This window comes from Halomonas sp. A29 (genome assembly GCF_046723295.1).
Classification (GTDB): Bacteria; Pseudomonadota; Gammaproteobacteria; order Pseudomonadales; family Halomonadaceae; genus Halomonas.
In genome coordinates this window covers 412004-424786 of record NZ_JAXQPR010000003.1, presented here as the reverse complement: position 1 = coordinate 424786, position 12783 = coordinate 412004, and the positions used below count along the sequence as shown (strand labels likewise).

10 protein-coding genes are annotated in these 12783 nt (G+C 63.3%); 2 read left to right on the top strand and 8 right to left on the bottom strand.

What is annotated here, in order from left to right:
* Positions 1–105: 105 nt before the first annotated feature.
* Together SPH52_RS08015 and SPH52_RS08010 are read left to right on the top strand one after the other, a co-directional pair.
* Positions 106–4386, top strand: coding sequence for a retention module-containing protein (locus tag SPH52_RS08015; protein WP_411794478.1), 4281 nt, complete (start codon positions 106–108; stop codon positions 4384–4386).
* Between the two features lie 90 nt (positions 4387–4476).
* Complete coding sequence (locus SPH52_RS08010) at positions 4477–4806, top strand: tryptophan synthase subunit beta like protein (protein WP_411794477.1); 330 nt, start codon at positions 4477–4479, stop codon at positions 4804–4806.
* A gap of 84 nt (positions 4807–4890) precedes the next feature.
* Here SPH52_RS08010 and SPH52_RS08005 read toward each other — a convergent pair whose 3' ends face one another.
* The 8 genes from SPH52_RS08005 to SPH52_RS07970 all read right to left on the bottom strand — a co-directional run bounded on the left by SPH52_RS08005 (position 4891) and on the right by SPH52_RS07970 (position 12706).
* Positions 4891–6816, bottom strand: a complete 1926-nt coding sequence (locus tag SPH52_RS08005; protein ID WP_411794476.1) for an EAL domain-containing protein — start codon at positions 6814–6816, stop codon at positions 4891–4893.
* 76 nt (positions 6817–6892) lie between these two features.
* Positions 6893–7612: a transglutaminase-like cysteine peptidase gene (locus tag SPH52_RS08000; RefSeq protein WP_411794475.1), complete on the bottom strand. Its 720-nt coding sequence runs from the start codon at positions 7610–7612 to the stop codon at positions 6893–6895.
* A 144-nt stretch (positions 7613–7756) separates the two neighbouring features.
* A complete protein-coding gene (locus SPH52_RS07995) occupies positions 7757–8932 on the bottom strand; it encodes a cation diffusion facilitator family transporter (protein ID WP_411794474.1) in 1176 nt (391 codons plus the stop codon).
* Complete coding sequence (locus SPH52_RS07990) at positions 8929–10122, bottom strand: 1-acyl-sn-glycerol-3-phosphate acyltransferase (protein ID WP_411794473.1); 1194 nt, start codon at positions 10120–10122, stop codon at positions 8929–8931. Before SPH52_RS07990 ends, SPH52_RS07995 begins: the two co-directional genes overlap by 4 nt.
* Positions 10123–10155: 33 nt before the next feature.
* Positions 10156–11079, bottom strand: coding sequence for a recombination-associated protein RdgC (locus SPH52_RS07985; RefSeq protein ID WP_411794472.1), 924 nt, complete (start codon positions 11077–11079; stop codon positions 10156–10158).
* Between the two features lie 108 nt (positions 11080–11187).
* Positions 11188–11607: an acyl-CoA thioesterase gene (locus SPH52_RS07980; RefSeq protein ID WP_411794471.1), complete on the bottom strand. Its 420-nt coding sequence runs from the start codon at positions 11605–11607 to the stop codon at positions 11188–11190.
* Positions 11608–11764: 157 nt separating this feature from the next.
* Positions 11765–12316: a CBS domain-containing protein gene (locus SPH52_RS07975; protein ID WP_411794470.1), complete on the bottom strand. Its 552-nt coding sequence runs from the start codon at positions 12314–12316 to the stop codon at positions 11765–11767.
* Positions 12317–12406: 90 nt separating this feature from the next.
* Positions 12407–12706, bottom strand: a complete 300-nt coding sequence (locus tag SPH52_RS07970) for a hypothetical protein (RefSeq protein WP_411794469.1) — start codon at positions 12704–12706, stop codon at positions 12407–12409.
* Between the last annotated feature and the right edge of the window lie 77 nt (positions 12707–12783).

Below are 12783 nucleotides of genomic sequence, written 5' to 3'. Positions count from 1 at the left end.
AGCCTTGGCTCATACTTCATCTCAAGCACGCCCCTCCAGGCACGGACCGTTTGGCCGTGGCGAGCCTCGTAAAAAAGTTCTTCCACTTTGCGGGGTATACCCAAAATGTCTATTGCAACTGTTCTGTCCATCTCCGGTCAGGCCTGGGCTCGTGATGCCTCGGGCAACCTGCGTGAACTGCGCGTCGGAGACGCGCTGCAGGAAGGAGAAACCGTTGTCACTTCCAATGGAGGGGATGTGCAGCTCGACTTTGGCGACAACCTCGACCCAACCCTGATCCAGGGGGGTGAGCAGGTTGTCATGAGCTCCGAGCTGAATGCCGATCAGCCGGCCGAGGCGAGCGACTTCGCTGCCCTCGACGAAGATTTGGAAGCGCTGCTGGCGGCGCTCGATGATGATGCCATCGATCTGCTCGACGTGCTCGATGCCACTGCGGCCGGAGCTGGCGGTGGTGGTGCAGCCGACGGGGGCCATAGCTTCGTGCGCCTGGCGCGTATTGCCGAAGATGTGAATCCTCTGGCGTTCAACTTTGGCTTGAATGACTTGGGCGGCCTGCCAGAAGAGCAGGGCGGAGCCTTCCTGCTGGCGGAAACGGAAGTAGAAGAACCGGAAGTACCCGTGGTCATTGCACCGACTGCGGAAAGCTTCGAGGCCACGCTGCTCGATATAGAAACATTGAACGAGCCGGGTTCGGTAGCCAGCGGCGTGCTTCCCTTTACCTTCGGTACCGGTAGTGGCGGTACGGTGACCTTCGCTGCCATGGATGGAGTGGTACTCCAGGTTGGCGGCGAGACGCTTACTTTCAGTTGGAATGCCGGTACCAATACGCTGCAGGCGGTTTCCGAGGCTCGTGAGATCACCATCTTCAGCATCGAGATCAATCCCACCACCGGTGCCTTTACCGTGACCCAGGTCAACAGCCTGCTGCACGGAGAGGGGATGGATGAAGCGCTTGCCAGCCTGGTCTATACCGTGTCCAGCAGTAGCGGTAGCGCCACGGGTACGCTCCAGCTTACTTTCGTTGACGACGCACCGCTGGCTCTCGACGACACCGCCAGCACCGGCGAAGACACCCCCGTCACCGTCAACGTGATGGCCAACGACACCGGTGGTGCCGATGGTGCCACCCTGACCGCGGCGAGCCTGCGCAACCCGAGCCAGGGCACGCTGAGCTTCGCGGCCAACGGCCAGGTCACCTTCACCCCGGCGCCCGGCTTCGAAGGCGATGCTGTGATCGACTACACCATCACCGACGCCGACGGCGATACCGCCAGCGCCACCCTGACCGTGACCGTCGCGCCCGACTCCGTACCGGTCATCGCCATCAGCGCCGACAGCGACAGCGTCGCCGAAGCCGGCCTGCCGAACGGCAGTGCGGCGGGTGACGGCTCCCACGTCACCCAGGGCACCTTCAATATCGACACCGGCAATGACGGCCTGGCAAGCTTGGTCATCAACGGCGTCAACGTCACCGCCGGCGGCACGGTCACGGGCAGCCACGGCAGCCTGGTGGTCACCCCGGGGTCGGGCGGCAGCTACAGCTGGACCTACACCCTGAGCGGGCCCACCAGCGGCGATACCACCAGTGACAGCTTCACCCTGGTGGTCACCGACAGCGACGGCAGCACCGCCACGGACAGCTTCACCGTCGACATCGTCGACGACGTGCCCGTGGCGCGTGACGACACCGCCAGCACCGGTGAAGACACCCCCGTCACCGTCAACGTGATGGCCAACGACACCGGTGGTGCCGATGGTGCCACCCTGACCGCGGCGAGCCTGCGCAACCCGAGCCAGGGCACGCTGAGCTTCGCGGCCAACGGCCAGGTCACCTTCACCCCGGCGCCCGGCTTCGAAGGCGATGCGGTGATCGACTACACCATCACCGACGCCGACGGCGATACCGCCAGCGCCACCCTGACCGTGACCGTCGCGCCCGACTCCGTACCGGTCATCGCCATCAGCGCCGACAGCGACAGCGTCGCCGAAGCCGGCCTGCCGAACGGCAGTGCGGCGGGTGACGGCTCCCACGTCACCCAGGGCACCTTCAATATCGACACCGGCAATGATGGCCTGGCAAGCCTGGTCATCAACGGCGTCAACGTCACCGCCGGCGGCACGGTCACGGGCAGCCACGGCAGCCTGGTGGTCACCCCGGGGTCAGGCGGCAGCTACAGCTGGACCTACACCCTGAGCGGGCCCACCAGCGGCGATATCACCAGTGACAGCTTCACCCTGGTGGTCACCGACAGCGACGGCAGCACCGCCACGGACAGCTTCACCGTCGACATCGTCGACGACGTGCCCGTGGCGCGTGACGACAACGGTGGCACCGTCACCGAGGATGCCGTCGAGAACGAACTCAGCGGCAACGTGCTCGGCAACGATAGCTTCGGTGCCGACGGCCCTGTTGGCAGTACCGCCAGCGTGGTCTGGAACGTCAGCGCCGAACAGCTGGCCGAACTCAGTAAGTATGGCACTCTGGTGCTGAATACCGACGGTAGCTGGAGCTTCACTCTCGACAACAGCCTGGCCGCGGTACAGGGGCTGAATGCCAGCGACCTGCTGAACTTCAACCTCGGCTACACCATTACCGATGCCGACGGTGATACCGCCAGCGCGACGTTGTCTTTCGCCATCCAGGGAGCCAACGACAGTGCCCAGGTAACGGTCAACGTCAGCGGAGCCGACAGCACCGTCCATGAAGCCGGCCTGACCTCCGAGGCGGATACCCGCGAGAGCGCCAGCGGCAGCTTCCAAGTGACGGCCAGCGACGGTATTGCCAGCGTTACGGTCGGTGGGCAGTCTTTCACACTGGCTCAACTGCAGGGCTTCACGGCTGCTTCACCCTCGGTGGGCATTGTGACTTCCATGGGCACGCTCTACCTGACCGACTACAGCGGCTCAGCCACGGCGGGCACCGTCAGCTACACCTACACCCTCAGTGAAGCCCAGGCCCATGGTGCCCCCGGCAGCAGCACCGATGGCACCCTGACCGACAGCGTGGCGCTGAGCGTAAGCGGTGTGGGAGGCAGCAGTGGCAGTGCCAACCTGTCCATTGCCATCATCGACGACGTCCCGGTGCTGAATGTCACCAATGCCGTCTCGCTCAATGCCATCGGTGTCAGCTTTACCGGCACACTCGCCGATATCGGCGCCGACTTCCCCGGCAGTGTGACTCTCTCCGGCACGCCGCCGGCAGGGCTTACATCGGGCGGCAAGGCAGTTACCTACCAACTGTCGGCTGGCGGTAGTGTGCTGACAGCGACGGCAGGCGGTCAGGAAGTGTTCAAGCTGACTGCGCATCCGGACGGCACCTACACCTATGAGCAGTTCCAGCCCCTGGACCTGGCCATCCTCAATTCCAACCTCCAGGGCTCGGTAGGGGCCAGCGGTCCGCAGCCTGCCTACTTCATCTATGAAGACGGCACCTTTGGCTCGAACGCGAATGCAAAGCCTTGGTCGGTCAAGATTACCGGCAGTCGCGACGTCAACCCCAGTACCCAGGGCATGGGGATTCATAACAACCAGTTCGATACTGGCGAAACCATGCGCCTCGACTTCGATAACGAGGGCATCAGCGGTACTGTGAACCTGGCCTATGTCGCCAAGATAGGCATCAACGGTCTGGATGGCAGTGAGACCGTGGCGTATACGGTGAAACTCAGCGATGGCACCAGCCTGACGGGTATTGCAACATCCGCTTCGCTGGTGGATGGAAGTCTGTTCATCACTGCCTCGCCTGGCACCTATATCGACTATGTCGATCTCGCCGCCGGGCATAACACCTCTGTACGGATCACTGCGATATCGACCTTCACGTTGGACGACGGGGTGCCGAAAAACCTGGAGTTCGGGTTTACCGCAACGGATGCAGACGGCGACAGCGTGACTGGGTCGCTGAACGTCACGGTGCAGAACAGCAATTCGCTGAGCGGGAATGCCGATGACAACATCGTTGCGGGTGGTGCGGGGGCGCAGACCTTGTCAGGCGGCGCGGGCAACGACACTCTCATCGGCGGGGCGGGCAACGACACCCTGTTCGGCGGCGATGGTGACGATGTGTTCCAGTGGAACTTCGGCGATCAAGGCACGACGAGCGCACCGGCCATCGATACCGTGAAGGACTTCGGCCTCGGTGAGGATGTGCTGGACCTGGCGGACCTGCTGCAAAACGAAAGTGTCGAAGATATCGACAATTTCATCTTCGCCGCGCAGGAAGGGGCCAACACCGTACTCTACGTCAACCATGACGGCGGTATCGGTACGGATGGCAGCAATGCCACCCAGGTGATCGTGCTGGAGAACTTCAGCATGGACGGTGCCAGTTCCACGGTGTTCCTCCAAGAGATGCTGGACAACGGACAGCTGCAGATCGACCAGTAACATGTCGTTGAGCTAGACCCTCGCCCTGCCTGGAGACACCGGGCAGGGCGCTTTGTTATTCTGGGTAACCATCACGCGAGGGCGTCACTCATGTTCATCAAGCGAGACGAATCCGGCCAGATCGAGCAGGTCAGCCGTGAGGCAACCGACGAGTGCCAGGAATTCGTGCCGCCCGGCTCGCCCGAGCTGCAGAACTTTCTATCGGCGGGAACGGGTGCCGAGAATCTGGCCCTGTCGAAATCCGACCTGGCCTTCGTACGGGTACTCGAAGACGTGATCAACGTGCTGATGGACAAGGGCGTGATCAGCTTCACCGACCTGCCCGAGCCCGCCCAGCAGAAGCTGATGGAACGTCAATCGCTGCGTAAGCGCAGGAACAGCGTGGGCCTGATGTCGGATAGCGACGACGGCATTATCTGAGACTTGTGGTTGAAACGACAGGATTGAAACGACAAGGCCGGCGATTGCCGGCCTCCTGAGATCACGAATGATGCCGTGCTGCGGTCAGGCGTCGTTCTCGCCGCTGCCCTCGCGATGCCGAATTCCCGGCCCCGTTACGCCATCCAACCCCAGCTCGAAGAGTGTGTCTGCAGCTCCCTGGCTCTCTACGCCCTCCGCAATGGCCATGATGCCAAGCGAATGGGCCAGCGTGGCCATGCCGCGCAGCAGGCTCTGTTGGTCGCTGCGGTCCTCGATCTCCTGACTCAGCGCGCCGTCGATCTTCATGAAACTCAGGCCCAGGTCCTGTAGCCCCTCGATCTTGCCGAACTGGGTGCCGACGTGCTCCAGGCCGACCCGGCAACCCAGCCCAAGTAGGGCATGGCAGAGTGTCTTCAGCGCCTGGGGCTGTTGCATGGCAACAGATTGCGGCAGCTCGAACCACAGCTTGCCAGCGATGCCCTGGTGCGCAGCGACGCGAGAGAGCAGCTCGCCGACGAAGTGACCGTCATTGAGCGATTCGGCCGAGAGGTTGATCGCTACCGCCTTGCCGCTGGATGCGACATCCTCCAACGCCGCCGAGACGACGGCCAGGTCGAGGGTCGGCGCCATCGCCAGGCGCGATACCCAGGGCAGGAAGACCCCCGCCGGACGCCATTCGCCTTTCAGGCGCAGTCGCGATGGGACCTCGTAGTGAACCAGCTGGCCTTGTGCATCGAGTACCGGATAGTGCGCCAGGAAGACCCCTTGCTCGAGGGCATCGCCAAGCGCCTGGCGCCACTCGTCATGGCGCGTGAAGAGAACGCTGCTGGCCGGCTGGTCGACGATCTCCTGGCCGTTTTCACCGCGTGCTTCCGCCGACGCCAGCGCGCCGTCGAGGCTGGCCAACAGCTCGGCCTGGCTTTCGCCTTGGCTGTACTGCCGCAGGGCGGAGGGCAGGGACGTGCTGACGGCCTGTTCACCACTCAAGGCGTCGAGATGTTCTCGGAGTGCCTTGCCGATAGCATCGAGGTCGTGGTGACGCGGCAGGATCACGCCGAAATCGCTGCCGTTGAGGCGCCCGACCGTGCCCAGGCCGTGGGCGCTGGCGACCTGTTCGAGGCGTCGAGCCAGTTGCTTCAGCAGGGCATCCGTTGCCGCATGCCCGAGCTGCTGGTTGAGCTCGGCCAGACGAGCGACGCGCACCATGGCCAAGGTGCCACTGGCGTCGTCCTTTTCGCTCTTCAGGTGTGCCTGCAACTGATCGAGGAAGGGCGAGCGCGTCAGCGTATCGGTTACCGGATCGTGTTGCATACGCCGCCGCAGCTGGTCGAGCTTGTCGCTCTCTTCACCCAGCATATGGCGTACGGCCAACGAAAGCTGGTTCATGGCCTGAACGACTTCGCGCAGTTCCCGGGTGCGCGGCTCACTTGCCGTCATGAAGCGGCGCTGGCCGATGGCCTGGGCCTGGCTAACCACATTGCGCAGCGGGCGCCGGATGGTGCTTACGATCCAGCTCGCCAGCAGCAGGCTGATGGCACCGGCCACAGCGAACCAACCGGCCAGTTCCAGGGTGCTGCGCCATAGCGAGCGGTAGGCGAAACTGTGCTGGCTTTCCAGTTCCAGGGTGCCGTACTGCTGCCAGCCATCCTGCACCACCGCACGGCCCGATGGCACATCGAAACGCACCAGCTCGACGAACCATGCCGGTACGTCATCGATATGCGGGCTTGCAATGCGCTGCTCAATGACGTCGCCTTCGGCGTCGCGCAGTTCGATGCGCTGGTAATGGCCGGTGTCGAACTGGGCCGACAGTAACAACTCCAGGATGACCGGATCCTTCTCCATCTGGCTCATCGACAAGGCCAAGGCATTGGCGTTGTCGTTGTTCTTGATCTCTATCTCCTGCTCGATGTAATGACGGCTGCTCGTCACACCGATCAGCAGGCTGCCGACGAAGGCCAGCAGCAGCAGGGTCGCAATGGTCAGCCAGAGCTGCTTGATCAATGACATGTCTTCGTTCCCCCCGGGAATGAACGCCCTGATTCGTTCCGTTGTGTCGTTCGTTTCTTGTTGTCTGGCTTGGTCATCAGATGAATCCTTGCTGCTGCATGCGCTCGATCACGCTACGCCAGCGCGACAGACGTGCTACCGGATCGGCTCGCGACTGGCTGGAGCCTCCGGCCCACAGGCCCTCGCTATTGAAGCTGAACACGGGGTCGAGATCGGTACGCTGGGTGGCGGGCGTGATGGATGGCACGAGATTGTCGAGCACCTGAGGCACCGCCGTCGGTGTCTCGTAGTAGCCGAGCACCATGTGCGCCTGGGTGATCTGGCTGCGCCCGATACGGGCACGAACGTAGATCATGCGTAGCTTCGAACCCGGTACGCCAAGCTCCTTGAGGGTGACGTACTTGGCGATCGAGTAGTCCTCGCAATCGCCTTGGCGCTTGCCCATGGTTTCCAGCGGTGTTGCCCAGTGGTCCTCGGCGCCCCAGTTGTTGATGTCCTCGACCCAGCGCACGCGGCGATTGAAGAAGTCGTTGACCTCGCGCAGTTGGGTGTCGAGATCGGCACCCTGTAGCCGGTCGAGCAGCGCGAACCACTCCTCGAGAATGACGAGCCCCGAGCTGCCATACAGGCGCTGCATGCTGTCGCGCAGGCGCGCGCGGTTGATCCTGGCCTCGAGCGTCGTCGGCGAAAACCCCAACCCTGCGGCCAGCAAAAGCCCGCCCAGGCCGGCCAGGAAGCGGCGACGGCTGGGCCTGGAGATAGGGCTGAAGCCATGTGGGGCAGAGCGATCCGTCATCGAGGCGTCGCAAGAGTGTTAAGGAATGTAAGCCATGGGGCGAGTATAGAGGAGCAGGATGCCAGTACGATAGAGATGACATTTCACGTACTGGATATTGGAGAGCGGCTCAAGATTCGCCGAGCGCAGGGCCGGCGAAGCTGGCTAGCTTTTGCCCGGCCCCTGCCACACGCGCAGCCTGCCCGCCCAAGTCAGCTCCCGGGAAGCCTCGCGCAGCTCGCGGGCGGCATCTTCCAGGCTTTGCTCCGCTGGCAGTTGGCGTACATAGACCGAGATATCGATCTGTTCCGCGAGATAGTGCAGGTCGAATGCGATGCGGTTCTGCCAGGCACTGCAATTCTGCCATGCCGCATCGAGCATGCTTTCCACGTCTTGGCGCAGCGGCAGGCCGGGGCGCAGGCTGTGTTCGAGCTGCTCGGAGTCGTCTTCAGGGTCGATATGGAAAGTCACGTCGGCCAGTTCGGGGTAGGCGTTGCGCAACTGCCGGCTCACCGCATTGCCTATCTCGTGCGCCTCGGAAACGGTGAGTCGCGGTGGCACCACGATATGCAGGTCGAGCACCACGTGGCTGCCCACCGAGCGGGTACGCAGGTCATGTACGCTGTCCACGCCGGGTACCGCTTCCGCGATGGCTTTCATCCGCTCTTGATCGCCTTCAGGTAGGGCGGTATCGATCAGCTCGCGTCCCGACTCCCATAGCAGCCGCCAGCCCACCTGGCCGACCATGACGCCGACGATGATGGCAGCCACCGCATCGACCCAGCCGGCGCCGAACTGTGCTGCCACCAAGCCGACGAGTACCACACCGGTCGAGAGCGCATCCGAACGCGAGTGCCAGGCGTTGGCCTCGAGCAGCCGCGAGCGCACGCGCTTTGCTACTGCGAGGGTGTAGCGGTAGATCCACTCCTTGGCGAACAGGGAAATCACGGCCACCGCAATGGCCCACAGCCCCGGGGCGGAGATCGGTTCGCCTGCTATCAGCCGGGTGAGACTGGCCCAGGCGATGCCGCCGGCAACGAAGATCAGCACGCTGCCCAGCCACAGAGTGGCCAACGTCTCGATCCGGCCGTGGCCGTAAGGGTGATCGCTATCGGGTGCCTGGCGGCCGAAATGGGTCGCCGCCAACACGAAGCCGTCGGTCACCAGGTCGGAAAAGGAGTGGATACCATCCGCGATCAGGGCGGCCGAGCCGACCAGCATGCCGGTTACGAGCTTGAGCAGGCCGACGGCGAGGTCGACCACGGCACCGATCAGGGTGACCCGGTGGGCTTCACGTGTCTGAGCGCCGGGGTCGGGCGACAGGTGCGTGTATTCGTTCACTTGGACGATGTCGGGTCAGGGTTGGTGAGTCGAGCCGCCTTGTTGCGCACGGGGTTGGCATATTGAGCCAGCCACCAGCTACGCAGCTCGGCAGGCACCTCGTTCAGACGTGCCTGGAAGCGTGCCCTGTCGACGTCGCTGACCTCGCTCATGTCGAGTAGTTCAGGTGCATCGCCCAGCGCCTCCAACGCCAGGTAATGAGTAGGGAAAAGGTGATATCCGCCGATCACCTGACGGTCGATCTCGGCAACCACGGCCTCCGGTGTATCGAAGCCGGTGCCCAGCGGTTCGCCGAAGCGCAGCTCCACGCGCCCCTTGTGGCCGGTGATACCCGCCACGATGGAGCGGATGTCCTCGAATTCGCTCTTCTCGTAGCGCCCCTCGCTATGAATGGCGTGCAGCTCACGCGCCTTCTGCAGGTCGCAGGGATCGTACTCGTAGCTGATCGAAACCGGCACCAGGCGCAGCTCGGCGATGGCATCGCCGATGGGGGCGCTGCGATCCTCCTGACGCCTGGCCATGGTCAGCATCTTGATGATGGCCGTATCGGTACGGTCGATGCCGTCCTTGGCACGCCCCTCGCGCTGAGCCATCCATATCGAGTGGTTGTCCGCGGTGATCGAGTGACGGATATAGCTTGAGAGATTCTGGTAGGCGACCAGCATGGCGCGCTTGCCGCGCAGGGCGCGGGGCACGATGAAACTCTTGTTGAGCCGCATCAGGTCGGTGACATAGGGCTTCTTGAGCAGATTGTCGCCGATGGCGATGCGTACCGTATCGCGACCCGCCTGGTGCAGCGCGTAGTTGACGAAGGCCGGGTCCAGCGAGATGTCGCGATGGTTGCCGATGAACAGATAGGCAGTGTCGGGGTTCAGGTGCTCCAGCCCCTCGACGCGAAAGTCATCGGTCGAGGTACGGATCATGCGCATCATGTAGTAAGCCACGCGCATCTGGAAGTCGTGCACACTGGCCACGCCTCGCGTTTCACGGCGAATGGCGTAGGAGGCCAGGGCACGGGCCACCCAGGGTAGCGTCCGGCTCAGCCGTGGCAACCGGTAACGAGTCAGGGCGTCGAGCAGCTCCCGATTGGTAGCCAGGTTCGCCAGTACTGCCGCTACCTCGTCGTCACGGTAGGGGCGGATGTCGGCCCAGGGATCCGTTGAAGTCGTACCTGTCGCGGTGTCGGTCATGGATGTGTCTTGGTTGCCGGGTTGGGTCATGCACTATACCTGCGGGGCGGCATTGGCCTCGCCGCCTAGCCAGGCGATCAATTGTTCGATTTCTTCAGCCAAGGCCTGGGTCATCAGCATGAAATCGGCTTCGAGGCGCACGGTGGCATCGCCATCGTCCTCGATTTCGCCCGCTTCGTCGATAAGGGCGTCACTGAACCGCAGGGACTTGAGCGTCAGGTCGTCGTGCAGTACATAGGCGAGCCGTCCCTCGATTTCCACCGCCAGGCGGCTGGCCTGCCTGCCGGTGGCGAGGAGCTGCTGGATCTCGTCGCTGTCCAGATCCACCTGGCGCGCACGCAGTACGCCATCGTCGCCCTTGGCCTTGAGTTCGACCTGGTCGCCAAGCTGCAGCGCGGCCGGGCGCGAGTCTTCTTCGGCAAGCCATTGGGTCATGACGCGCATCGGTAGGGTCTGGGTCGCCAGCGGCGTCACTTTCAGGCTGCCAAGCGTTTCGCGCAAGAGGTCCAGCGCCTCTTCGGCGCGCTTGCGCGAACTGGTATTCACCGCGATCAGGTTGCGTCGGGTATCCCACCACAGGTCGACCTTCTGGCTGCGGATGAAGGCCCGCGGCAGCAGTTCCTCGTAGATCTGTTCCTTGAGTTCCTGCTTCTCCTGGCGACGTAGTTTGCGACCTTCGCTGGCCTCGATGTCGGCACTGCGTTCTTCCAGTTCCTCGCGCACCACGCCGGCAGGCAGCAGCCGCTCATGGCGCAGCATGGTCAGCAAGCGCTGCCCCTGCAGTTCGTGCAGCAGCGCTGTGCCGGCGCGACCGGCAGGGGGGCACCACCCCACGCGCCTGGCCTCCTGGCTGCCGGGAGTGCGGGCCGCCTGCTCGGCCAAGGCCGTTGCCAGGTCAGCGGCCGGAATGGTCGCTGCCTCGTGCAAGCGGTAAAGGTGCAAGTGCTTGAACCACATGGCGCAATTCCCTGATCAAAAGGACGCATATTATGGCGAAGGGGAAGCGGGGGTGCCAGTGGCGTTGTGGTTCCATGATTCGCTCGAACGCTCGTTCATCGTCCTGGATCACTCCAGGACCAGAGGAAGGAGCTGGTCGCGCAGCGCTCCGTCGATGGTCTGCGGTTGGTTGGTTTGCATGTCGAGCAGCACGAAAGTAATGGCGGCCCGGCTGACCAGGGTGTCGTCATCGAGGCGATGGATTTCCTGGATCATCTTTCCGCTGCGCGTGCCGATGGCCGAGAGGCGGCTGCGGATCTCGAGATCGTCACCGGCTACCGCGGCGGCACAGTAATCGATATTGATGTTGACGGCGACGAGGCCGATGCCGGCTTGCTGGAGCGGGGCGATCAGTTCGGGGCGCTCGTCGAAATAGGCCCAGCGCCCCTCTTCGAGAAACTCCAGATAACGCGTGTTGTTGACATGGCCATAGCCGTCCAGGTGGTAGCCCCGTACGCGCAGGGTGGTGCGGGAGATGCGTGGATCCATGCGGTACTCCTTTTCGCTGGGAGGGTGTCGGCAGAAACAAGCGCTCAGGATTCCAGTCACCCAGGGCAGTTTCAAGCAAACGATTGTTTCATGGTCGAGGGTGGGGACTGGAAAGTGGAGACGGAGGCGGCCAACGGCAGCCCCCGTCTTGGGCGGGTCAGGCTTTCAAGACTTCGATGATGGAGGCCTTGGGCTTGAGCGAGAGACGACGATGTAGCCGCTCTGAGAGTTCGCTTACGGAGATCAGTCCGCGAATCTGATGCTCTCCGTCCCTCACCAGGCAGTAGGGTTCGCCGGCTTCACGCAGTGTGGCTATCAGGTCGGCGACGGTGGCTCTGGCCAGGACATCGTAATCCAGGGCCGGCATGGCGGCCCGGGGCTGCATCAGGTCGCTGGCGGTCAGGCTGTCACGGTCGATACCAAGACGGTGCAAGGCTACCAGAATGCTCTGCTCGGAAAGGCGATCCATTGTCAGCACGCCGATCAGTTCCCGCTGTCGGTCGATGACCAGCCTGCTGCCCACGCCCTCCGTCACCATTTGCTTGGCTACCTCGAGAGCGGGGGCCGAGGCGCTGACGGCGTGAGGCCAATGCTGGCGAAAGTCGGTCATCAGGCTCAGGGCCGGGGAGTGTTCGTCGATATCCGAGAACTCTTGGGGAGTAACCAGGTGATCGGCGGTGTCGAGTCGGGAAAGGGGGAGTGTTTTCATAGGGCAAACCTCTGAAGGTGCCGGCATCCATCAGATGCGGGGCGACCGTAGATATCAGCTCGCGTTGAGCCGGAATTCGTGGGGCAGGGTTCAGAGGTAGTGCGGTGGGGCGCGGGCGGGGGGCAGTGTTACCTGGCGGCAGGCGAGCGCCGAGGAAGCGAGCACGCCGCTAGCGCATGTGGGCGCCCAATGGCCGAAGGTGACGAATGGCACCGGCCCGACATCTTCGCTATCCGCGTCGAGCGACGACAACGACAGGGAGGTGTCGAGATGAGTGAGTTCGGCCAGCGCCTTGGACGGGGTATGCAGGCCATCCTCGACCGCCTGGGAAGCCGAGATCGGCAGCCCGACGAGCAGGGCAGCGAGGACGGTCAGCAGGAGTCGTTGCATTAGGCCATGAATCATGATGGCTGGGGCGGACGCGTGTGCATTGACACAAGCTAGCGCAACAGAGTCGGGATGGCTAC